The following is a 22183-nucleotide window of genomic DNA, read 5'->3' as shown; positions in this document are numbered from 1 at the left end:
AGAAAATGAGTGGTCACTCTACTTTTTAGTGTAGCACGTAACGGTAAAAATTCAATCTCTACGTAAATAGAATAAATAATTAAGGGTAAAAAGATAATAGAATAAGGGTGAAATGGAGGTTTTTAGGATGTACAGTGGTGAAATGAAGAAAATTATCATAGTTGTGGTCGGGGCATTGCTTAATGCCATCGCAATGAACTTTTTTCTAATACCGGCAAACGTATATGCAAGCGGATTTACCGGAGTGGCCCAGCTTCTATCGAGGATGATTGGATCTTTTGCTCCTATTAATGTATCGACAGGTATTCTCTTGCTTTTATTGAACATTCCAGTAACGATCATTGCTTGGCGAAAGGTAGGAAAGTCTTTCACTTTTTATAGTTTCCTCAGCGTTGCCTTGATGTCCTTTTTTATGGAAATCATCCCGATTACACGCTGGTCACCTGACATATTATTGAATGCGGTATTTGGCGGAGTCATAGCTGCAGTTGGTGTGGGGATCACCTTGAAATACGGTGCATCGACTGGCGGAATGGATATTATCGCCATGCTTCTTTCACGGAAGAAGGATAAACCTGTAGGGACTTATTTATTTCTGCTGAATGGCGTGATCATTGTAACGGCAGGTGCTGTTTATGGACCGGAAAAAGCTTTGTATACACTTGTTACCCTTTATACATCGACCCGTGTCGTGGACGCGATACATACACGTCATGAAAAGCTTACGGCCATGATCATTACAAAGAAAAGCGAAGAGCTTAAACAGGCAATCCATGCTAAATTAGTTCGCGGAATTACAAGGGTTCCCGCTAAAGGTGCATTCACTAACGAAACTAAGGAAATGTTATTGATTGTCATAACAAGGTATGAACTGTATGACCTTGAAAAGATCATCAAGGAAGTGGATCCACACGCATTCACAAACATCATAGAAACGTCAGGAATTGTTGGGACTTTCCGCAGGGAATGATATTAATGAAAAATCAAGGCCATTACACTTCTATTACCAAAGGAGGTATTTCGGCGTTTTAAGTTTATTGCCTGTACAAAACGGCTAATTCTAATACTGTAGCGCCGATTTAAAACCTTATGAAGGAGTGATTAAAATGGCTAACGACGAAAAAATGAGCAGGCAGGAAGCAGGCCGTAAAGGCGGGGAAGCCACTTCTAAAAATCACGACAAGGATTTTTACCGGGAAATTGGGCAAAAGGGTGGAGAAGCCACTTCGGATAATCATGATAAGGAATTCTATCAGGAAATTGGACAAAAGGGCGGGGAAGCCACTGCTGATTCCCATGGTGAAGATTTTTATAAGGAGATCGGTGAAAAAGGCGGTAAGGCACGAAATAACAATTGATGAAAAACAAAGCGTAAGCCTCCAGGAATCCCTGGAGGCTTTCACATTATTTAGAGTGATTTTCCAGCTCTTGCTGGAGTTCTCGCAATTGTTCTTTTTCAGCCTCGTTCGTATTGGCAAAGGCTGATGAAAGAGCGTTTTTAGCGATTTCCTCTGTCTTATGCTGGTCACCGTCATGCTCAGAGTGGAGAGCTTCTTCAACAAATTCCCTAGCCTTTTGGAATAATTTGTTTCCCATTAGAAGCCACCATAGCTTTGTTCAGACATAATTCTTAACCTGTCTTTTTCTGCCTCTTCAAACGTAGTGTGATAAGGGATTTTTTCGGCATGCCTGGCAACACTTTCTTTGCCCTGCTGTACAAATCGTTTAGATTTACTGCTTTTACCCATTCTTATCTCCTCCGATTCTGAGCGTTGTCGACAACGGAATAGATCTGTTGTCCATATTAGTTTGGCTTGAAAGTTGAATATTATGAAGGTAAAAAATGACGAATTAGGCTTTCAAATTGAATTTTTCTTCGAGGAAGACGGCTATACCATCTTCTTCATTCGTCAATGTCGTCGTATTTGCTACCGTTTTTACTGGTGAGATCGCATTTCCCATGGCCACCCCGGTTCCCGCATATTCGAGCATTTCCAAATCATTATCTTCATCACCGAAAGCGATTATCCTGTTTTGAGGAATTTCCAGATAGTTGGATACGCGTTTTAGCCCTACGGCTTTACTTAACCCGCTTTTTATTATTTCGATGATATGAAAAGGCTCTGCCCAGCGGCGGTGATCGACCAATTCTGCATGGACATCGGATAGATGCTGGCGAATCTGCCCTACGAATTCACTATCTGTGTGAATCAGCATCGAAGTTGGGGAATCCTGAAGGTAATTGCGTAAATCACCTGTCTTCATGATCGGATTTCCTAGATTGAACATGTTCATCAACTTTTCATCATGATAATGGACATAAACTTCATCCCGGACTTCAGCGATGATGTTATGATATGTAAACTGATCACACGCTTCGACAATTTCTTTCGCAACATTTATATCCAATGGAGAGTGGTATACCCCCCAGCTAGTATGTAATGGGTGATGGACGAAAGCGCCATTGAAATTAACGATTGGTGTAGTCAGCCCCAGTTCCCGGTAATAAAGTTCACTTGAGCGAAAGGGGCGCCCGGTGGCGATCATAACCTCGTGTCCATCTTCTTTAAGTTTTAGGAGTGTTTTTTTAGTCCTTGAAGAAATTGTTTTGTTATCTGTAAGTAAAGTGCCATCAAGATCCAATACGATTAAATGTTTCTCAGTCATGTACACACCTTCTGTTCTTTTTGATTTCATTATATGCAAATATTGTTAAGCCTATTTTAAAGTAAATGTAAATCTTTTTCATTCTTTATGCATTCCTGTATGATATTACTATATTCAGGATTATGATAATTAAAGCGAAGCTCAGATTTAAAGGTAATGAATTCCATTTTGATAATGGATTGAAAAGACCGGAACAAATTATTCGGAGGGGTTAACTTGATAATAATTGAAAAAGAACTAATTGGACAAATTCCTGTCTTGCACTTAGGGAAACAAACCACTTTCAATCAGGAATTGCCGCTTATTATTTTTATACATGGTTTTCAAAGTGCAAAAGAACACAATCTGCACTATGCTTATTTATTGGCTGAAAAGGGGTTTCGTGTGCTTCTACCCGATGTGATTCATCATGGGGAAAGGGAAGCCGGTTTAAGTGATTCTCAAATGATGCCCCGTTTTTGGGAAATGGTTTTACAAACAATCCAGGATTTATCTTTGCTGAAGGATGATTTATTCTCCCGAAAATTGATTGATCCCGACAGAATTGGCGTGGCAGGTACTTCAATGGGGGGAATAGTTACTAATGGGGCTCTGGCTGCATATGAATGGATTTCCGCCGGAGTCAGTTTAATGGGGAACCCATCATATGTCGCGTATGCAGAGCTCCAAATGGAGGAGATTAAGAAAAGGAAAGTTGATTTCCCTGTTACTGATGAGGAAGTTGCGAAAGTGATTGAACAGCTCAAGCCATTTGATTTGAGTCTAAATCAGGATAAGCTTTGCGACCGACCGCTTCTTTTTTGGCATGGTGCCAAAGATCCGGTTGTACCTTATCAGCATGCATACCGTTTTTATGAGGGGGTCAAAGCAGGGTATGGCAAGGCGGATGAAAAAATTGATTTTATCCTTGACCCTAAGGCTGGGCATAAGGTCAGCAGAGAAGGAGTGCTTAAGACAGCGGACTGGTTCGCGAAACATTTACTGTCTGCTGTGCAAAATGCTTAAGTACTCACTCGAAATCTGTTATGATGCTTATACGGACATAATGATGAAAGCGACAAACTAGAGATTTTCCATAAAAGGAGTGAGTGAAGTGGATCAAGATACAAAAGACATTATTCTTGGAGCTTTGGAGCAGGTCATTGACCCTGAGCTTGGTATAGATATCGTTAATTTAGGCTTGGTATATGATGTGGATATGGATGAGGAAGGTCTGACCACCGTTACGATGACATTGACAGCAATGGGCTGTCCGATGGCTGGGACGATCGTCGATCAAGTTAAATTGGTTCTGGAAGATATCCCCGAGGTCAAGGAAACGGACGTGAAGTTAGTCTGGAGTCCGCCATGGACGAAAGACAAAATGTCCAGATATGCTAAAATTGCATTAGGTATCAAATAATAACTCTGTAATAGAAATGAAAAGCCAGTCAAAAAAAGTGAACCCATTCAAGGAGCCACTTTTTATGGTCTGGTTTTTTTCTAATACTTTCGGCTAGGAGTGGTTAATTGAACAGTCAAATTAAAGATTCATTGGACAGGCCACTAAGGGATTTAAGGATTTCAGTCATAGATCGCTGTAACTTTCGCTGCCAGTATTGCATGCCTGCTGAAATTTTTCACGAGAATTTTCAGTTCCTGCCTAAAAGTGAGCTATTATCTTATGAGGAAATTGTAAGGCTTTCTAAAATCTTCGCAGGCTTAGGGGTAAAAAAACTAAGGTTGACTGGCGGGGAACCATTACTCCGAAGAGATCTTAGCACTCTGATTTCAAATCTCGTTAAAATTGAAGGTATTGAAGATATTGGACTGACCACGAATGGGGTCTTCTTGAAAAAACATGCCGTAAATTTGAAGGAAGCTGGTTTGCAGAGGGTGAATATCAGCTTGGACAGCCTCGATGACGATCTTTTCAAGAAGATGAACGGCAGGGATATCGGCATAAAGCCCGTAATAGAAGGCATCGCTGCTGCTAAAGAAGCAGGGCTTGGCGTTAAAGTGAATATGGTAGTCAAAAAAGAAACCAATGAATCTCAAATCCTGCCGATGGCCCGATTTTGTAAAGATGAGGGCCTTCAATTACGCTATATAGAATTCATGGATGTCGGACATACAAATGGCTGGCAGTTAAAGAATGTCATTACGAAAAAAGAACTGCTTGCAATGCTCCAAACCGAATTCGATCTCGAACCAGTTGAAGAAGATTATTTTGGAGAGGTCGCAAAACGCTTCCGCTATAAGGGTACTACTGCAGAAGTAGGCTTCATTACCTCGGTTTCCGAGTCTTTTTGTTCAAGTTGTACACGTTCACGTCTTTCTGCTAATGGAAGTTTATATACATGCCTGTTTAATGGAAAGGGACATGACTTGAAGTCATTGCTCCGTTCCGACATGACCGATGAAGAATTGACAGGGTTCATCATTTCACTTTGGAACCGTAGGGACGACCGCTATTCGGATGAGCGTGCAGCGGGAACGGTGAAGAAACAGGAAAAAATCGAAATGTCATTCATTGGCGGATAATTCGTCTGAATGAAAAATTAAGGGATGGCAGCTATGCCATCCCTTTTTTGTATAGTTGTCAGGACCTGATGCCGGTCAATGGGGAATCCATGTTTATACTTTTTTTATGCATTTTTATTTAGGATACAGGTAATGAAAATGATTCAATGGTCCTAGGGATGGATTAGTCTGAAATAAATTCCATTCATTATTAAGATATTAGGGCTTTATGTATTGCTGCTTTTTATGGAAAAGGATTCAATCGATTGTACAGATTTCTATTGGACAGTTTTCACAGTCGATTTCCTGTTTCAAATAGTCAAAGTCAAGAATCGTAATGCGGCCCTTTTTAATGGAGATGACATTGTTTTTCCTTAATTGAGCGAGCATTCGATTGACTACTTCGCGGGATGTGCCGCAAAAGTTGGCGAGTTCTTGGTTTGTAAAGGGAAGATTGATAACTTTGCCGTCTTCCGCTTCAGTGCCATAGCTATTTGATAAACGGATGAGGGTGGAGTAAAATGCACCTTTCTTACCGTGCAGGAGCATATCGCGGAATTTAGCCTGATTTTTACGGTTTTGAGCGGATAACCATGTCATCATCTCGACTGCGAGATGGCTATCGGAGGCGATTTTTTCTTCTAATGCTTCTTTGGAAATAACCGCGACAGTACCATCTTCCATCATTTTTGCATTCATCATATATTTAGGATTTTGAGAAAATAAGACTGTCTCCCCAACCAAATCATTCTCCGAACTAATGCGTATAGTTAATTCTCGACCGTCGGGAACAACCTTACTCACTTCTACTTTCCCATTTATAATGTAATACAAGTCACTTGCTGGGGTGCTCTCATGAAAAAGGTAGCGCCCTTTTTCCATATGTTTAATTTGTTGTTTATTATCTAAAATTGCTTGCATCCGATTGGATAACGATAATTCATTCATGCATATGACCACCTTTCAGAAACCGTCATTACTCAATTACTACCTTTGATTTAAACGGAAAAAACCCTAGTAGTCAACAGCTTTGGATAATTCTAGGAATTTCGTTGGATAATATTTCATTTAAAATTTATGTTTATAATTTTATAAAAATACATTTGATTTTATTTTTATTCAGTCTTATAATAATAGAATCAAAGATTGACAGAGGGACCTGAAATTATAGGAGATGGTTTTATGAACGTATCAATAGTAGGTGCAACGGGTTATGGAGGAATGGAACTAATAAGGTTTTTGAATAATCATCCGCAATTTAAAATAAAATCATTGCATACTTCATCCCAATTTGGTCGAAATTTATATGAAGAAAATGCACATTTAATGCATATGAAAGATACATTAGAAGAAATCGACCCGGAAGCGATTGCAAAAAAATCAGATATTGTATTTCTTGCAACTCCTTCGGGCGTTTCATCGCAATTGATTTCGGAATTTTCTGACCTGGACATTAAAGTGATCGACCTATCAGGAGACCTTAGGCTTCAAACTCCAGGTGAATACGAAAACTGGTATAAAAAGCCGGCAGCGCCTCAGCATATTATTGAAAAAGCCGTATACGGATTGGCTGAATGGAATGCCGGAGCTATAAAAAAAGCGAAGATCATTGCAAATCCTGGGTGCTACCCAACCGCATCACTATTAGGTCTCGCCCCTTTATTCACTGAAGGATTGGCCGGAGCGGATGCCGATGTGATCATCGATGCAAAATCCGGGGTTTCAGGAGCGGGTAAATCACCTTCCGCAGTCACCCATTTTAGTGAAATGAATGAGAACTTTAAGATATATAAGGTGAATCAACATCAACACATACCGGAAATCGAGCAACAGCTTGGGCGATGGTCATCAGGTTTACAGCCCATTTCCTTCAATACCCATCTTGTCCCAATGACAAGAGGGATTATGGCAACGATGTATATAAAGGTAAATCGGGAAACCTCAAATGTTGAATTAAAGGATTTGTACGAAACGGTTTACGAGAGACACCCATTTGTCCGGGTACAGCCCCTTGATCGCTTTCCATCCACGAAACAAGTATACGGATCGAACTTTTGCGACATTGGCGTCGATTATGATGAAAGAACAGGTAAGGTAACGGTGGTTTCGGTTATTGATAATTTAGTGAAGGGTGCCGCAGGGCAGGCCATTCAAAATGCAAATATATTAATGGGACTAGAAGAAACGGCAGGACTATGGAACAGTCCGTTATATCCGTAAACTATGGAGGGAACCAATGAATACACTACAGCCAGTTGAAGAAATCAAACAAATTCAAGAAGGAAACATTTTAATGCCCCAAGGGTTCAAAGCGTCAGGTGTCCATGCAGGATTACGCTATTCTAAAAAGGACGTTGGCATCATTTATACCGATGTCCCAGCATCAGCCGCGGCCGTTTATACACAAAATGTCGTTCAAGCCGCTCCAATCAATGTAACGAAAGACAGTATTGCCGTTACTGGAAAACTTCACGGCATTGTAGTGAATAGTGCTTGTGCGAATGCTTGTACAGGTGAACAAGGTTTAAAAGATGCAAATGAAATGAGGAAGCTTGCGGCTCAAAAGTTCGGTTTGGAGGACCATTCATTTGCAGTGGCTTCAACGGGAGTCATTGGGGAATTCATGGAAATGGAGAAAGTAAGAAACGGCATAGAGGCATTGCAGCCAGAAAATACACCTGAAGCTGCTGAAGCTTTCGGTACCGCCATTTTAACAACGGATATTGTAACGAAGAGTTGTGGTTATGAAACAATCATCGACGGTAAAACCGTGAAAATGGGCGGTGCTGCCAAGGGTTCGGGAATGATTCATCCGAACATGGCCACAATGCTAGGTTTCATTACGACGGATGCCGTCATTGAACCACATGATTTACAGCAAGCATTATCCTCGATTACCAATGATACATTCAATCAAATCACGGTTGATGGCGACTGTTCAACGAACGACATGGTGTTAGTGCTCGCGAATGGAGAAGCGAACAATGAACCTTTGACACCTGACCATCCAGAATGGTCCATCTTCCTGGAATTATTAAAACAAACTTCCGAAAACCTCGCCAAACAAATTGCGAAAGACGGAGAAGGTGCGACTAAACTGATAGAAGTGAATGTTCATGGCATGCATACGAAACAAGATTCACAGATGATGGCGAAGACGATCGTCGGTTCAAATCTTGTGAAAACGGCAGCTTTTGGAGCGGATGCAAACTGGGGACGAATCATAGCTGCAATGGGAAGAAGCGGAGTGGGATTCAATCCGGATCAAACAACGATCGTTTTTGGTGATATCGTCGTACTTAAAGACGGTGAGCCGATTATGTTTTCTGAGGAAGAAGCCAAAGCATACTTGGAAAATGAAAGTATCATCATTCATGTTTATTTGAAAGATGGTAATGAATCAGGCACGGCATGGGGCTGCGATTTAACCTATGATTATGTGAAAATAAACGGAAGCTATCGTTCGTAAGAGGTGAAAAGTATGAACATATTAGTCATAAAGTGCGGCGGCAGCATCATCAATGAGTTATCGGAGTCGTTTTTCAATAGTATTAAAGAGTTACAAAACCGCGGATACCATATTGTCTTTGTGCATGGGGGCGGACCTGATATAAATACAATGCTTGAAAAATTTGAAATTGAACCAGTATTTGAAGATGGGTTAAGAAAAACGACCACAGAAGTGCTGGAAATTGTGGAACTTATGCTGGCAGGAAAATCGAACCGAAGCCTCGTTCATAAATTGGAAGCCCATGGCATCAAGGCACTCGGTTTAAATGGCTCGGACGGCGGAATTCTCACAGGTGATTATATCGATGAACAGAAACTTGGGGCTGTTGGAGAAATACAACAAGTCAATACGGAATTATTCGGACTTTTATTCGAAAAAGGCTATTGTCCGGTATTGACGCCCATCTCATCCACCGAAGAGGGCAATAAACTAAATGTGAATGCCGATATGGCTGCCGGGTCTGTAGCTAAGGCACTATCGGCTGACATGTGTTTATTTGTGACCGATGTTCAAGGGGTCTTGAAGAATGGGCAGATCATTGAGAAATTGAATGAAACGGAAACGAAGAATTTGATCATGGATGGAAGTATCCATGGCGGAATGATCCCGAAAGTCAATACAGCCTTGTCGGTGCTGAATAAAGGGATTGAAGAAGTGATGATCGTTAGTGGGAAAGATCATTTTTATCAAGGCGGACAATTCATCGGTACAAAATTTCTTCAGGAAGAAGGGGTATTTCAATGAGTTCTTTATTTCCTACATACGCTAGGTGGGACATTGAGCCAAGAAAAGCGTCAGGATTGAAGATTACGAGTGAAACAGGTAAAGAGTATCTGGATTTCACATCCGGAATCGGGGTTTTGAATCTTGGACATTGTCATGAGTTGGTAAAAATGGCCGTGACGGAACAACTTAATAAATATTGGCATGTATCGAACATGTTTCAAAGTTCCATACAGGAACGGACAGCAAAAATGCTGGCTGATGCCTCTGGTTTAAGTCAGGTGTTCTTTGCCAACAGCGGTGCCGAGACGAATGAGGCAGCCATAAAACTAGCACGTAAAGCTACCGGGAAAAGCAAGATTGTCACGTGTCAGCAGTCTTTCCATGGCCGTACGTTTGCAACGATGGCTGCAACGGGACAGGAAAAAATCAAGACTGGTTTCGGACCGATGCTAGCTTCGTTCGAATATGTTCCATTTAATGATCATGATGCCATGAAAGCGGCCATCGATGAAAATACGGCAGCTGTAATGATTGAAATCGTTCAAGGAGAAGGCGGCATCCATGTTGTACAGCAATCATATCTGGACGCGATTCAAACTAAATGCCAAGAACACGGAGCTCTCCTTATCATAGATGAAATTCAGACTGGGATAGGACGTACAGGAAAGCCATTTGCATTCCAGCATTTCAATATCCTGCCGGACATCATCACTTCGGCAAAGGGGTTGGGAAATGGCCTGCCAATCGGGGCGATGATTGGGAAGGAAGAGTTGTCTGTATTCTTTGACCCTGGAAGTCATGGATCCACTTTTGGAGGGAATCCAGTTAGTGTCTCAGCAGCCGAAGCTGTATTAAAGGAAATTTTCCAATCAGGGTTTTTAAAAGAAACCGTTAAAAAGGCGGAATACCTTGAGAGCGAATTGGCAAAAGCATTGAAAGGCATCGAAGAAGTGAAAGAGATTCGCGGTCTGGGAATGATGGTCGGAATTGAATGTAAACAAGATGTTCAAGTGTTTTTAATGGAATTGCAAGAAGAGGGCTTACTTGTATTGAGTGCAGGTCCTAAAGTACTTCGTTTACTTCCATCCCTGACTGTTTCCGAATCTGAGATCGATACGGCGATAAATAAAATTAAAAAAGTATTGGCAATAAAACAAACTGTCTAAATTAATTGAATTTTTATAGAATAAAATGAATAATTATGCTATTGTATATATAAATATACATCATCTAAAGAGGTGAAAATCATGAAAAGCTATCTACATTTAGAGAATGGTTCCGTTTTTGAAGGGGAACTGCTTACTACATCGACTGAAAAAACAATCGTTGGAGAGATTGTCTTTTTTACAGGAATGACCGGATATCAAGAAGTGTTGACAGATCCTTCATATAAGGACCAGATTGTCATCTTCACATACCCACTAATCGGAAATTACGGAATCAATGAACATGATTTTGAAAGTAAAAAGCCGCATGTTGCCGGTGTGATTGTATATGAAGGAAATATGAGCCATTCCCATTATCAGGCTAAATATTCAATTGGTGAATATTTAGACAAGTGGAACATTCCTCTTTTAAGCCATGTGGACACAAGAGCGGTCGTTAAGAATATAAGACAGGAAGGTTCCATGCAGGCAGTCATCACAGCTGATGAAAAATACACTGTCGTACCCAGCCTGAATGGTTTATCAGCACATGTAGCTGAGGTATCCACAAAGGTTGTCGAGAAATTTGGTGAAGGCGGCAAGCACGTTGTGATGATGGATTTCGGCTATAAAAAATCAATCTTGGATTCATTGGTCGCTCAAGGCTGCCGAGTCTCTGTCGTCCCATTCGATACGGAATTCGAGCAAATCAAGGACTTGAAGCCAGATGGTATTTTGCTTTCAAATGGGCCTGGGGATCCAAAACAGCTTGAATACCTTTTAGGAAACATAAAAAAGATCATTACGAGTTTTCCAACGATGGGCATCTGCCTCGGTCATCAATTAACGGCCCTTGCCTTAGGTGGAAATACAAAAAAAATGCTGTTTGGACATCGTGGTGCGAATCAGCCCGTGGTCGATTTGAAAACGAAACAGGTGTATATGAGTTCGCAGAATCATAGTTATGAGGTTGATGAACCGAGCTTGCAAGGAACATCGCTTCAAGTGAGATTCAGAAACGTGAATGATAACACGGTTGAGGGACTCATGCATGAAGACTTGCCAATCTTCACTACCCAGTACCACCCAGAGGCAAATCCAGGACCTATCGAGAGTTCATTACTATTCAAAGACTTTGTACAAATGATAAATGATTATAGCGGGAGAGAAAAAGCTTATGCCTAAGGACGACACGATACAGACCATTTTAGTGATTGGTTCGGGGCCGATTGTCATCGGGCAGGCCGCCGAATTCGATTATGCAGGTACACAGGCCTGCCTCGCTTTAAAGGAAGAAGGGTATAAAGTCATACTGGTCAATAACAATCCGGCAACGATCATGACTGATGATATGAATGCGGATGCTGTTTATTTCGAACCTTTAACGGTTGATGTACTGGAAAAGATCATTTCCAAAGAAAAGCCGGATGGCCTGCTAGCTACATTAGGCGGTCAAACAGGATTGAACCTAGCTTATCAGTTGGATGATGCTGGAATACTTGAAAAATATAAGGTCAAATTATTGGGAACTCCGATCGACTCCATCAAAAAAGGGGAGGATCGTGAGCTGTTCCGTGAGTTGATGTTTGAAATAGGTGAACCCGTTCCCGACAGTACAATTGTCCATACTCTTGAAGAAGCGCTGGCTTTTGCTGACAAAATCGGTTTCCCCATCATCGTTCGTCCCGCTTATACACTCGGCGGAACTGGCGGCGGTATTGCCGATTCACCGGAAACCTTTAAGGAACTTGTACGGGGCGGACTGCAAGAAAGCCCAATTACACAATGCTTGATTGAAAGGAGCATAGCTGGTTTTAAGGAAGTCGAATATGAGGTTATGCGAGATGGCAACAATACGTGCATCACTATCTGTAATATGGAAAATATCGATCCGGTAGGGATCCATACAGGTGATTCGATCGTCGTGGCACCATCACAGACTTTATCGGACGATGAGTTTCAGATGCTGCGTGCCGCATCCATTAAAATCATCTCTGCTTTAGGGATCATAGGCGGATGTAACATTCAATTTGCACTTGATCCGAATAGCAAGCAATATTATTTAATAGAAGTGAACCCGCGCGTCAGCCGTTCATCGGCACTAGCTTCAAAAGCAACAGGTTATCCCATAGCCCGCATAGCGGCAAAGCTCGCTGTCGGCTACGATTTATCGGAGCTCATCAATCCTGTAACGAAAAGCACATATTCAAGCTTCGAACCTGCGCTTGACTATGTAGCGGTGAAGTTCCCGAGGTGGCCATTCGATAAATTCACGACCGCCGACCGCAAATTGGGAACACAGATGAAGGCAACTGGTGAAGTCATGGCTTTACACCGCAGCTTTGAGGGGGGAGTCCAAAAGGCCGTCGATTCTTTGGAATTGAAAACGATTGGGCTGCAGCTATCATCACTGAAAAATAAAACCGTTCCTGAACTTTGGGGAAAGCTTGCCGAAAAATCGGATGAACGAATCTTTGTCATTTTTGAAATGCTCAGAAAAGGCGTGACGATTGAAGAAATTCATGAAGCGACAGCCATAGATTATTTCTTCCTTAAATCCTTTGCTTCATTGATCCAAAGCGAAATGGAGATTGAAGCTAAGGCAATCGATCATGTAACAAGGGAAGAACTTCAGTCATACAAGGAAAAGGGCTTTTCAGACCGCTATCTTGCTTCCGTATGGAAAGTAAATGAGATGGAGTTGAGGGCACACAGGAAATCACTAAGTGTTACGGCGGTCTACAAAACGGTTGATACATGTGCAGCCGAGTTCGAATCACATACAAACTATCACTATTCAACATATTTTGGTGAGAACGAACAGCAAAAAACGGATAAAAAGAAAGTCTTGATGATTGGCAGCGGCCCGATCCGCATCGGGCAGGGAATAGAGTTTGATTACTGTTCAGTTCACGGTGTTTATGCACTCCAGGATGAAAATGTTGAAACGATCATGATCAATAATAATCCGGAAACGGTAAGCACGGATTTTGCGACAGCAGATCGCCTTTATTTCGAACCGTTGACCCTTGAATATGTTCTTAATGTAATAGAAGCGGAAGACATAAAAGATGTTATCGTCCAATTTGGCGGGCAGACTGCGATAAACCTTGCTAAAGGCCTGGAAGAATACGGTGTCAATTTGTTGGGGACATCCTTCGACACGCTTGATCAATTAGAAGATCGTGATCGTTTTTATCAGCTTCTTCAAAAACTGGATATCCCCCATGTACCAGGTTCAATGGCTAATGGAGAAGAACAATTAATTTCCCGGGCAGAGGCCATCGGCTTTCCGGTACTCTTACGCCCATCCTATGTAATTGGCGGCCAGGGAATGGAAATCATCGGCTCCAAAGAAAGCTTGTTGAATAGAATCGCTAATGGAACGGCACTAGTCTATCCCGTGTTGATCGATTCCTATATTCCAGGGAAGGAAGCCGAAATCGATTTGATTGCTGATGGAAATGATGTTTATATTCCCATCATTGCCGAACATATAGAAAAAGCAGGCGTCCATTCAGGAGATAGCATGGCCTTATTGCCAGCTCAATCCTTAACGGATGATATTAAAGATAAAATGACTCTTTATGCTAAAAAACTAGTTAGTGAACTTGGTTATAAAGGTCTTATGAACATCCAATTCGTGATCGAAGGAAATAGTGTATACGTATTGGAAGTGAATCCTCGTGCAAGTCGAACAATCCCAATCATCAGTAAAGTGACCGATGTAGCTTTGGTGCAAATAGCGACAAAAATATTGCTTGGGAAATATTCATTGTCGAATGCTTTCGAAAAAACGGGCTTAATGGATGAAATTCCATATGCAGTTGTCAAATATCCCGTATTCTCTACTTTTGCACTAAGCGGACTTGATTCGAAGGTAGGTCCGGAAATGAAATCAACAGGTGAAGGAATCGCCATCGGGGAAACGGTAAATGAAGCATTGACAAAAGTGTTCCATGCTCAAAAAGCTAATCATACCACAGGCGTTTATCAATCAGAATCAGTTCAATTAAGTGAAGACCTGTTAGTGCAAATCAAAGAAGCAGGTTTGACATTGGGGAATTCAGATTTTAATGAATGGTTAAATGAAGGAAATGCGGCGGTCGTTTTGGCATATGGAACAACGGAGGAAGATAAGCAGCTAAGGTTACTTGCAGCGAAATACCGACTGCTTGCTTTTACGGAAGAAGAGACGTTCAAGGCCTATCTGCAATCGGTGGAGAATGCCGATCCAGGGGTTACCTCTCTTCAGGAATGGCTTATACCATATTCGAAAGGAGTGTCACACGTATGAGTTCAATGACGGCACCGACACAAGCTAAGATTTTAAATGGAAAAGATTTTTTGACCATGAAAGAGTCCACACCAACGGCAATTGCAGATTTGTTAAAGCTAGCGCAGACCATTAAAGGCAAATTGCAAGCAGGTGAAGAATATACGCCTTTAAAAGGGAAAACGCTGGGGATGATCTTTGAAAAATCTTCTACCCGTACCCGTGTTTCTTTTGAAGTGGGCATGATGCAACTTGGCGGGCACGCTTTGTTCCTAAGTGGCAATGACTTGCAAATTGGACGTGGTGAAACAATTTCCGATACTGCAAAAGTTCTTTCTGAATACATTGATGGCATCATGATTCGTACCTTCGAGCATGAAAAAATCCTGGAATTGTCAGAAAATGCTTCTATCCCAGTCATCAATGGGTTAACAGATCTTGCACATCCTTGTCAGGTACTTGCAGACTTCTTGACGATCATCGAGATAAAAGGGCAGTTAAAAGGCTTGAAGATGAGTTATATCGGTGATGGCAATAATGTTGCGAATTCATTGATGGTAGGCTGTGCAAAAATGGGAATGGATTTTTCCATTGGGTGTCCTGACGCCTACAAACCTGATGAAAAGGTCGTCGCCTATGCTAAAAAAGTGGCAGAAGAGACTGGCAGTGAAATTTTGGTGACAACCTCAGCTTCGGAGGCCATAAAGGATGCGGATATCGTCTATTCGGATGTTTGGACTTCCATGGGGCAGGAAATCGAGAATGGTATCCGCTTAGAAGCTTTTAAAGATTATCAAATTAATGGTGAGCTAGTAAAACTTGCTAAAGAAGATTATTTATTCATGCATTGCCTGCCTGCACATCGGGAGGAAGAGGTTACGGCTGAAGTCATCGATGGTCCTAATTCCGTCGTTTTCCACCAAGCCGGAAATCGCCTTCATGCCCAAAAGGCGGTCCTTGTGGACTTAATGTCTTAACCAAAAAAGCTTACCTCAGAGATCAGTCACTCAGTTTGTAGAAAAAAAGGTTTCGGAATGGTCTCATTCCGAAACCTTTTTGATTTTATTTGTAGCAGTTAGAGAATAATAACTGGATCAATACTTGGGCACTCTACCTCTAAAACATATCTCCCATCAAGTTTAAATGAAAAAGACACTAATTGTTGCCTTCATTTTACTTTTACGAAACAAATGGTTCTATGGTACCAGTTGATCTAAAGTAATCATTTCAAATTGATCTTGCTAAAATAGAACCATGGTTAGAAAAGCATCCCTATACCTCGAGTTTTAATCCATCTATATTAAAACAAAAAAGACTGCAGGTAAAAGGCTCTATCCTTAATGTTAAAACAAAGTTAATTGGAGCGGGTGCTCGAGATTCCTGCGGGAAAAGCGCGTCCAAGGGAGACTCCGTAGTCGCAATGGCGCCGAGGGCGGACCGCCCCGGAAAGCGAGTGCCCTACGTTCCAATCGACGGTCAATTTTTAAAAACTTAAAAAGACGTCTGCTCAGAGAACAGACGCTTTTTAATTCAGCCGAATTTCCTGTATGTTCCTAATTTTTCTGACATGAAAGGTAGGAACCTGGTAATAATAACAGGGAAAGCATGTAAAGGGGTGAAATCTATGGGGCAAAATCGTCAATTTAAGCCAGGTCAGAAGGCACCGAATAATGGGACATACGTAGAAATCGGTGAAACGGGCAGCACGGTAGTGAATCCGAAAATGGTAAAGCTGGATGCAGGGGATTCTTTTCCTGAAACATCCAATCATAATCGGATATGGACCTATAAGCGAAAGCCATGAAACATCAAAAAGCAGGAAAAAGGAATGGTCGCCATCCTTCTTCCTGCTTTTTTTCTATTCAGCGGAATAACCGAATATATTCGAGATTTCCAAACAGCTTTTCCTTAAATAGACGCTTAAAGAATCTTCATAATGATCAGGAATGTTTTCGGTGAACCCAACGGCAGTGATTGCTCCCAACAATTCCGAATTATAATTAAAAACCGGAATGGACATGGAGGAAACGGATGGTACAAGAGGCTCTTTGGCAAAAGCTATTTTGTATGTCCGAATTTCATCATATTCATTCGTTTCATTAAGGAACGAGCCCGTAACATTACGATCTTTTTCAATCCATTCCGCCGTCAAGGAAGGATCCTGAAATACAGTGAATACCTTTCCGGAAGAGGATGATGGCGGAAGTCGTGTACCTAACTGTGCCCCAATGTTTAAGTTTTGATTGGAATTCCATATTTTTGCCGTGATTGGTCCATCATATGTCCAAACGGAAAAAAGGACCGTGCAGGAAGTATGGTGACTGATTTCCTGTAAATAAGGAGTTATTCTGCTCGTTATATCCTCATTTCCTATCGCTGCCATTCCGTATTGAATCAATTTGCTCCCAAGGTGATACATACCGGTTGTCTTATCGCGATATAGTAACTCTAGTTGAGTCAAAGTATTCAAATACTTATAGAGGTTACTTTTCGTTATCTCCGTTAATTCCTGAATATCAGAGAATCTTAAAGGAGTTCTGTGGGAAGCAAGTAAATCTATGATGCTCATCCCTATTTGTAATGATTGAATCGTCGAACCGGATTTTACGATTTCCATAAATCAATCTCCCTAATCTGTTTTAATTTAGGTCTAGTATATCAGAATATGTAAAATATACATGAAAATCAGCAGAAAAACCGCCATCTGCTTGAAGCTATCAATATACGTTCCTATTAAATGAATAATGAACTTTTTGATTCCGCAGTACTGATAATGGTGTAGATGATAACATTTGCACAAAAATTTGCAATACTTTCTTGACAATATTCCGAAAATTAAGTTATCATTTATATAAATAGTGAACAATGTTATCTATAAGTGAAATAAATAAGGTGTATGTCATTCAAATTCTGGTTTGCGAAGCAAATCCAACAGAATTAGGATGTTGGCATCAAAAAGAGGTTTTAAAAAAATCCAGATTAATAAAGGAGAATGAATATGAAATTAGTAACGTTCAGCATTCAAGGATTTAAACGCATCGGTGCAATTTACCCGGAAAATGTAGTCGTTGACTTGAACTATGCCTATCAAGCGCTACTTGAAAGCGAAGGGAAACTTCGCAGTGAACAAATTGCTGACGCTTATGTCCCTGCAACAATGGAGGAGTTTTTACAGGGAGGGAATGAAAGCCTTTCCATCGCGCAAAAGGCTGCGGACTACGCTATTAACAATCGTGATTCCTTCAGACATCAATTGGTACATGAAATTGAAAATATAAAGCTTGATGCCCCTGTCCAAAAGCCAAGCAAAATTATTTGTGTCGGCCATAATTACCGTGAACACATAGCTGAAATGGGCCGTGAACTGCCGCCATTCCCTGTAGTATTCGCAAAGTTCGCCAATACAGTTATCGGTCCCCAGGATGATATACCGTTTTTCCCAATCTCGGAACAACTGGATTATGAAGCGGAATTCGCTTTTGTTGTCGGACAAAGGGCACGTAATGTTTCAAAAGAAGAGGCTCTTGATTATGTAGCTGGTTATACAATTGCGAATGATGTCACTTACCGTGATATCCAACGGCGTACACTTGAGTGGCTACAAGGGAAAACGGTTGAAGGAAGTGCTCCGATGGGGCCTTGGTTAGTCACTTCCGATGAACTGTCCGATCCATCGGGCTTGAATGTCCGATTAACGGTAAATGGTGAAGAACGCCAAAAAACGAATACTTCCAACTTCGTATTCGATGTGAAGTATCTAGTTGAATTCCTATCGAACTTAATGACTCTTGAACCAGGTGATATCGTACTAACAGGAACACCGGGTGGGGTAGGAGTAGCCCGTGATCCACAAGTGTTCTTGAAAGATGGTGACGTTGTCAAAATCGAAATCGACAAAATAGGTTATCTTGAAAACCGTGTGAGACGTGTCGGGGAGGGAGAATAAAATGGCTTATCAGGAAATCGGGACATCAATCCAATCAGTGCAACAATCCATCGACCATATTCTTGAGACAACGGCAAACCTACCGGAAGAAACGATCCGATTTAAACCGGCAGAGGATGAATGGTCAATCATGCAGATACTTTCCCATTTAGCTGAAGCCATTCCTTATTGGTTAGGTGAAGTGGAAACTGTAATAGCGATGCCTGGAGCCGGATGGGGGCGTGGATTGCAAGATCCAGCCCGATTGGCGGCGGTTACCGATACTGACAAACTTGCTGTGGATGATGTCATGAAGCAAGTGGAGGAGCTTAAATATAAAGTGGAGAGCGGTCTCGGGAATTTAGATGAAGAAACACTATCCAAAGAATCGCCACACCGGAATTTCGCTAAATTCGGAAACAAACCAGTTTCTTATATAGTCGATCACTTCATCGATGAGCATGTTTTAGGACATTATGATCAAATTAAGCGAAATCTTTCTAAAATCCATTGAGGCAAGATAAAAAAGAAAGTAGGGATTAATATGGCTGAAAAATCGGAATACATGAATAGTACAATCGTAAAAGATTTTACAAAGGATATTCAGCAGTATAACCTTGGGCCGCTGTGGGAAGCCATTCCCGCTCTGATGGACCATGAACCTAAACCCCATGCGCATGCTTATTTATGGAAAGAAGAGCTTTTGACAAAAAAATTGATGGAAGCGGCTGAAATCTTCACACCTGACCGAGGCGGGGAGCGCAGGGCGATTTATTTTCAAAACCCTGGCCTTACTTATCGCCAGCCTTGGGGATGGGCTTCGACAACACAAACGCTTTATGCAGCGGTCCAGCTACTGTTGCCAGGTGAAGTGGCCCCTTCCCACCGTCATTCCCAAAGTGCACTTCGTTTCATTACGGATGGTGAAGGTGCATACTCCATCGTGCAGGGAGAGAGGATCTTCATGGAAGAAGGCGATTTTTTGATCACGCCCAAAAACTTATGGCATGGTCATGGACATGTTGGGGAAAAACCAATGATTTGGATGGATGCCCTTGATATCCCAACCATCTATTCCATAGGCGGCACTTTCTTTGAACCATATCCAGATCGGATTGAAACGCCTAAGCGGCCGGATAATTTTTCAGAGCTCCGTTATCAAGGCGGAATGGTTCGTCCAGTATCCGACCGTTATTCACAAGTGGCACCGCTTGCCAACTACAAGTGGAAGGGCACCAAAGCAGCGATAGAAGGATTGATGAATTTCGAACCGGATCCATATGAAGGTTTTGCCGTGGAATATATCAATCCATCAAATGGCCAGACGGCCAATCCGACGATGGGGGCATGGATGCAGAAACTTCCTAAAGGTTTCCATACGAAAGCCCATCGCCATACCCATTCCACGATTTATCAAGTGCACCAAGGATCAGGATATACGGTCATTAATGGAGTGCGTTTTGACTGGTCCAAGGGAGATTATTTCGTCGTTCCGAATTGGGCATGGCATGAGCACGTTGCAGAAGCGGATTCTTACTTATTCTCGGTAAACGACATACCAATAATGGAAAGATTCGATTTGGAACAGCAACAAGCATTAGACACAAACAATGGGTATCAAAAGGTTGAAAGTGAATTCAAGCCTGTTTTGGTTTGAAAATAATCGGTTTGGAATCTTCAGCTAAGATACTAGTGAATAGATGAATGCCATTCGAATGAAAACGCTTACTATGGTAGTGATCCGCAATTTGGCTAAAAGCAAATAATATAGGGGGAATTGATGATGAACACAGAAAAAAAACCATTCATCGTTATCGGTGGGGGAATTGGCGGATTGGCAACTGCTTTAGGAATCGCAGAAACAAAACAGTATGTAAAAGTTCTAGAACAAGCTCCCGAATTTGGGGAAATTGGTGCAGGGATTCAGCTTGCAGCAAATGCCACCAACGTATTGCAGCGTTTAGGTGTCATGGATAAAATCAATGATATTGCAGTATTTCCAAAAAGATTGGTGCTGATGGACGCCTTTTCCGGAAAAGAGCTTTCCGCTTTGGATTTAGGTGATGTTTATAAAGAAAGATATGGAGCTCCGTATGTTGTTTTGCATCGTTCCGATTTGCATAAAGTATTGGCTGAAGCCTGTGAAAAGAACCCGTATATCGAACTGGTCACGAATCAAACCATTATTGAGACAGTAGAGTATGAAGGTGAAGTGACGGTTACTTCTGCCAACGGGTCCCAACATTCAGGAACTGCTGTCGTTGGAGCCGATGGATTATGGTCCAAGGCACGGAAACTTTTTGTGGAAGATCAGCCGGTCTGCTCTCAATATGTTGCATACAGGGGAGCGATCCCGATGGAGGAGGTTACGAGCCATGGGGATTTAGATGATGTATACATGTGGATTGGGCCAGACCTTCATCTTGTTCAATATCCGGTTAGAAGGGGAGAACTTTATAACCAAGTAGTGGTTTTCAAAAGTTCTCAATATACGGAAGAAAACGAAAAAACAGATCAATGGGGAAAACCGGAAGAAATGGACCGTGTATTTGCCGGAACTTGTGAGCTTGTTCAGAATGCGATTTCATTCATTCAAAGACAACGCCGTTGGCCGATGTATGACCGTTTACCAATTGATAATTGGACAAAAGGAAGAATTACGCTTATGGGCGATGCGGCACATCCGATGCTTCAATACTTGGCACAAGGCGCTTGCCAGGCTTTAGAAGATGCAGCTTATTTGTCTGATATGCTCCATAAGCATGGGAATGACATTGAACAGGCATTTTTGGAATACCAGGAGGAACGCATTCCACGTACGGCTAATGTTCAAACAAGTGCAAGAATGTGGGGGGAAATCATCCACAATACGACCGATGCAGGCATTCTGCTCCGAGATACGATCCTTGCAGGTCGGACGGATAGGGATTTCCAATTCGTCGATGAATTTCATGGTTACAATAAAACGGCCGTGAAAGCATAACCATTTTGTTTCATCCATAAAGGAATGTATCCATGTTACAAATGGGTCTGCCTTTCTTCTATATGAAGAAAGGCTCAGTTTGTAGGCAAAAGGGGTTCGGAATTAAAAAATTCCGAACCCCTTTTAAAATTCCCTTGAAATTTTGACCAAAGGATAAGAGATTTGGGCTCTCGAGCCATTATGATAAGCCATATTAGTACCTTTCCATGTCCAAGTGGATCATCTGCGTCATCATCAAGATGTAAAACCTATATATGCGAAACGCAAAGAAACGATTGAGCGTGTATTCGCAGATGCAAAAGAAAAGCATGGTATGCGTTGGACTACTTTAAGGGGACCCTGAAAAATTGTCGATGCAAGCGATGCTTACTTTCGCTGCCATTAATTTAAAGAAGATGGATCCTCATCACCTCAAGTTTTAATAGTTCTATTTTAAAACAAAAAAGAC

Annotated in this window: 21 protein-coding genes and 2 pseudogenes; 18 read left to right on the top strand and 5 right to left on the bottom strand. The window is 41.6% G+C overall.

Annotation, left to right across the window (positions count from 1 at the left end; translation table 11 throughout):
- The first annotated feature begins 127 nt into the window (after positions 1–127).
- Positions 128–970 carry a YitT family protein gene (locus ACFX4H_RS09335; protein ID WP_034314573.1) on the top strand — a complete coding sequence of 281 codons (843 nt, stop codon included), beginning with the start codon at positions 128–130 and terminating at the stop codon, positions 968–970.
- A gap of 136 nt (positions 971–1106) precedes the next feature.
- Positions 1107–1355 (top strand): annotated as a pseudogene (locus ACFX4H_RS09330) (KGG domain-containing protein); the annotation flags it as partial.
- 49 nt (positions 1356–1404) lie between these two features.
- Here ACFX4H_RS09330 and ACFX4H_RS09325 read toward each other — a convergent pair.
- The 3 genes from ACFX4H_RS09325 to ACFX4H_RS09315 all read right to left on the bottom strand — a co-directional run bounded on the left by ACFX4H_RS09325 (position 1405) and on the right by ACFX4H_RS09315 (position 2667).
- Positions 1405–1596: a DUF3813 domain-containing protein gene (locus tag ACFX4H_RS09325; protein WP_034314570.1), complete on the bottom strand. Its 192-nt coding sequence runs from the start codon at positions 1594–1596 to the stop codon at positions 1405–1407.
- Positions 1596–1748: a hypothetical protein gene (locus ACFX4H_RS09320; RefSeq protein ID WP_164468789.1), complete on the bottom strand. Its 153-nt coding sequence runs from the start codon at positions 1746–1748 to the stop codon at positions 1596–1598. The genes ACFX4H_RS09325 and ACFX4H_RS09320 overlap by 1 nt, the downstream gene beginning before the upstream one ends.
- 103 nt (positions 1749–1851) lie before the next feature.
- Entirely contained in the window at positions 1852–2667 is an 816-nt protein-coding gene (locus ACFX4H_RS09315; RefSeq protein WP_034314568.1) for a Cof-type HAD-IIB family hydrolase, read from the bottom strand.
- A gap of 216 nt (positions 2668–2883) precedes the next feature.
- Here ACFX4H_RS09315 and ACFX4H_RS09310 point away from each other — a divergent pair, with 216 nt between their 5' ends.
- The 3 genes from ACFX4H_RS09310 (at position 2884) to moaA (ending at position 5190) form a co-directional block, all read left to right on the top strand.
- Complete coding sequence (locus tag ACFX4H_RS09310; protein ID WP_328137047.1) at positions 2884–3672, top strand: alpha/beta fold hydrolase; 789 nt, start codon at positions 2884–2886, stop codon at positions 3670–3672.
- An 88-nt stretch (positions 3673–3760) separates the two neighbouring features.
- Positions 3761–4069 (top strand): metal-sulfur cluster assembly factor, encoded by a 309-nt coding sequence (locus tag ACFX4H_RS09305; RefSeq protein ID WP_377435030.1) that lies wholly within the window; start codon positions 3761–3763, stop codon positions 4067–4069.
- Between the two features lie 107 nt (positions 4070–4176).
- Positions 4177–5190 (top strand): GTP 3',8-cyclase MoaA, encoded by a 1014-nt coding sequence (gene moaA, locus ACFX4H_RS09300; RefSeq protein ID WP_241636775.1) that lies wholly within the window; start codon positions 4177–4179, stop codon positions 5188–5190.
- Between the two features lie 237 nt (positions 5191–5427).
- Here moaA and ACFX4H_RS09295 read toward each other — a convergent pair whose 3' ends face one another.
- Positions 5428–6117 (bottom strand): Crp/Fnr family transcriptional regulator, encoded by a 690-nt coding sequence (locus ACFX4H_RS09295; protein ID WP_034314560.1) that lies wholly within the window; start codon positions 6115–6117, stop codon positions 5428–5430.
- Positions 6118–6351: 234 nt separating this feature from the next.
- Between ACFX4H_RS09295 and argC the strand changes: the two genes are divergently transcribed.
- From argC to ACFX4H_RS09255, 8 genes are all read left to right on the top strand, one after another.
- Positions 6352–7389: an N-acetyl-gamma-glutamyl-phosphate reductase gene (gene argC / locus ACFX4H_RS09290; RefSeq protein ID WP_063591836.1), complete on the top strand. Its 1038-nt coding sequence runs from the start codon at positions 6352–6354 to the stop codon at positions 7387–7389.
- A gap of 16 nt (positions 7390–7405) precedes the next feature.
- Positions 7406–8638, top strand: coding sequence for a bifunctional ornithine acetyltransferase/N-acetylglutamate synthase (gene argJ / locus ACFX4H_RS09285; RefSeq protein WP_063591835.1), 1233 nt, complete (start codon positions 7406–7408; stop codon positions 8636–8638).
- A gap of 12 nt (positions 8639–8650) precedes the next feature.
- The gene (argB, locus tag ACFX4H_RS09280; protein WP_063591834.1) at positions 8651–9424 is read left to right on the top strand and encodes an acetylglutamate kinase; all 774 of its coding nucleotides are present in this window, start codon (positions 8651–8653) and stop codon (positions 9422–9424) included.
- Entirely contained in the window at positions 9421–10572 is a 1152-nt protein-coding gene (locus tag ACFX4H_RS09275; RefSeq protein ID WP_377435027.1) for an acetylornithine transaminase, read from the top strand. The genes argB and ACFX4H_RS09275 overlap by 4 nt, the downstream gene beginning before the upstream one ends.
- 81 nt (positions 10573–10653) lie before the next feature.
- Positions 10654–11736, top strand: a complete 1083-nt coding sequence (locus tag ACFX4H_RS09270; protein ID WP_095391871.1) for a carbamoyl phosphate synthase small subunit — start codon at positions 10654–10656, stop codon at positions 11734–11736.
- Positions 11729–14848: a carbamoyl-phosphate synthase (glutamine-hydrolyzing) large subunit gene (locus tag ACFX4H_RS09265; protein WP_377435025.1), complete on the top strand. Its 3120-nt coding sequence runs from the start codon at positions 11729–11731 to the stop codon at positions 14846–14848. The genes ACFX4H_RS09270 and ACFX4H_RS09265 overlap by 8 nt, the downstream gene beginning before the upstream one ends.
- Positions 14845–15804, top strand: a complete 960-nt coding sequence (gene argF, locus ACFX4H_RS09260; RefSeq protein WP_048686903.1) for an ornithine carbamoyltransferase — start codon at positions 14845–14847, stop codon at positions 15802–15804. The genes ACFX4H_RS09265 and argF overlap by 4 nt, the downstream gene beginning before the upstream one ends.
- 647 nt (positions 15805–16451) lie before the next feature.
- Complete coding sequence (locus ACFX4H_RS09255) at positions 16452–16631, top strand: YjzC family protein (RefSeq protein ID WP_034314546.1); 180 nt, start codon at positions 16452–16454, stop codon at positions 16629–16631.
- A gap of 54 nt (positions 16632–16685) precedes the next feature.
- Here the strand turns inward: ACFX4H_RS09255 and ACFX4H_RS09250 are convergent, their stop codons facing one another.
- Entirely contained in the window at positions 16686–17444 is a 759-nt protein-coding gene (locus tag ACFX4H_RS09250) for an IclR family transcriptional regulator (RefSeq protein ID WP_063577066.1), read from the bottom strand.
- Between the two features lie 381 nt (positions 17445–17825).
- Between ACFX4H_RS09250 and ACFX4H_RS09245 the strand changes: the two genes are divergently transcribed.
- The 5 genes and pseudogenes from ACFX4H_RS09245 to ACFX4H_RS09225 form a co-directional block, all read left to right on the top strand.
- The gene (locus tag ACFX4H_RS09245; RefSeq protein WP_377435022.1) at positions 17826–18773 is read left to right on the top strand and encodes a fumarylacetoacetate hydrolase family protein; all 948 of its coding nucleotides are present in this window, start codon (positions 17826–17828) and stop codon (positions 18771–18773) included.
- Position 18774: 1 nt separating this feature from the next.
- Positions 18775–19266: a DinB family protein gene (locus ACFX4H_RS09240; protein WP_377435020.1), complete on the top strand. Its 492-nt coding sequence runs from the start codon at positions 18775–18777 to the stop codon at positions 19264–19266.
- 30 nt (positions 19267–19296) lie between these two features.
- Complete coding sequence (locus tag ACFX4H_RS09235; RefSeq protein WP_241636765.1) at positions 19297–20409, top strand: cupin domain-containing protein; 1113 nt, start codon at positions 19297–19299, stop codon at positions 20407–20409.
- A gap of 123 nt (positions 20410–20532) precedes the next feature.
- Positions 20533–21735: an FAD-dependent monooxygenase gene (locus ACFX4H_RS09230; protein WP_377435018.1), complete on the top strand. Its 1203-nt coding sequence runs from the start codon at positions 20533–20535 to the stop codon at positions 21733–21735.
- A 211-nt stretch (positions 21736–21946) separates the two neighbouring features.
- A pseudogene (locus ACFX4H_RS09225) lies at positions 21947–22157 on the top strand (transposase); the annotation flags it as partial.
- Between the last annotated feature and the right edge of the window lie 26 nt (positions 22158–22183).

The sequence above is a fragment of the Peribacillus sp. YIM B13477 genome (assembly GCF_042787955.1).
In the GTDB taxonomy this organism is placed as follows: domain Bacteria; phylum Bacillota; class Bacilli; order Bacillales; family DSM-1321; genus Peribacillus; species Peribacillus frigoritolerans.
This window is presented reverse-complemented; position numbering and strand designations above follow the sequence as displayed.

Excerpts from the sequence above, each read along its gene's own strand:
- ACFX4H_RS09335 (WP_034314573.1), top strand. The coding sequence starts at position 128 with ATGTACAGTGGTGAAATGAAGAAAATTATCATAGTTGTGGTCGGGGCA.
- ACFX4H_RS09325 (WP_034314570.1), bottom strand. The coding sequence starts at position 1,596 with ATGGGAAACAAATTATTCCAAAAGGCTAGGGAATTTGTTGAAGAAGCT.
- ACFX4H_RS09320 (WP_164468789.1), bottom strand. The coding sequence starts at position 1,748 with ATGGGTAAAAGCAGTAAATCTAAACGATTTGTACAGCAGGGCAAAGAA.
- ACFX4H_RS09315 (WP_034314568.1), bottom strand. The coding sequence starts at position 2,667 with ATGACTGAGAAACATTTAATCGTATTGGATCTTGATGGCACTTTACTT.
- ACFX4H_RS09295 (WP_034314560.1), bottom strand. The coding sequence starts at position 6,117 with ATGAATGAATTATCGTTATCCAATCGGATGCAAGCAATTTTAGATAAT.
- argC (WP_063591836.1), top strand. The coding sequence starts at position 6,352 with ATGAACGTATCAATAGTAGGTGCAACGGGTTATGGAGGAATGGAACTA.
- argJ (WP_063591835.1), top strand. The coding sequence starts at position 7,406 with ATGAATACACTACAGCCAGTTGAAGAAATCAAACAAATTCAAGAAGGA.
- argB (WP_063591834.1), top strand. The coding sequence starts at position 8,651 with ATGAACATATTAGTCATAAAGTGCGGCGGCAGCATCATCAATGAGTTA.
- ACFX4H_RS09275 (WP_377435027.1), top strand. The coding sequence starts at position 9,421 with ATGAGTTCTTTATTTCCTACATACGCTAGGTGGGACATTGAGCCAAGA.
- ACFX4H_RS09270 (WP_095391871.1), top strand. The coding sequence starts at position 10,654 with ATGAAAAGCTATCTACATTTAGAGAATGGTTCCGTTTTTGAAGGGGAA.
- ACFX4H_RS09265 (WP_377435025.1), top strand. The coding sequence starts at position 11,729 with ATGCCTAAGGACGACACGATACAGACCATTTTAGTGATTGGTTCGGGG.
- argF (WP_048686903.1), top strand. The coding sequence starts at position 14,845 with ATGAGTTCAATGACGGCACCGACACAAGCTAAGATTTTAAATGGAAAA.
- ACFX4H_RS09255 (WP_034314546.1), top strand. The coding sequence starts at position 16,452 with ATGGGGCAAAATCGTCAATTTAAGCCAGGTCAGAAGGCACCGAATAAT.
- ACFX4H_RS09250 (WP_063577066.1), bottom strand. The coding sequence starts at position 17,444 with ATGGAAATCGTAAAATCCGGTTCGACGATTCAATCATTACAAATAGGG.
- ACFX4H_RS09245 (WP_377435022.1), top strand. The coding sequence starts at position 17,826 with ATGAAATTAGTAACGTTCAGCATTCAAGGATTTAAACGCATCGGTGCA.
- ACFX4H_RS09240 (WP_377435020.1), top strand. The coding sequence starts at position 18,775 with ATGGCTTATCAGGAAATCGGGACATCAATCCAATCAGTGCAACAATCC.
- ACFX4H_RS09235 (WP_241636765.1), top strand. The coding sequence starts at position 19,297 with ATGGCTGAAAAATCGGAATACATGAATAGTACAATCGTAAAAGATTTT.
- ACFX4H_RS09230 (WP_377435018.1), top strand. The coding sequence starts at position 20,533 with ATGATGAACACAGAAAAAAAACCATTCATCGTTATCGGTGGGGGAATT.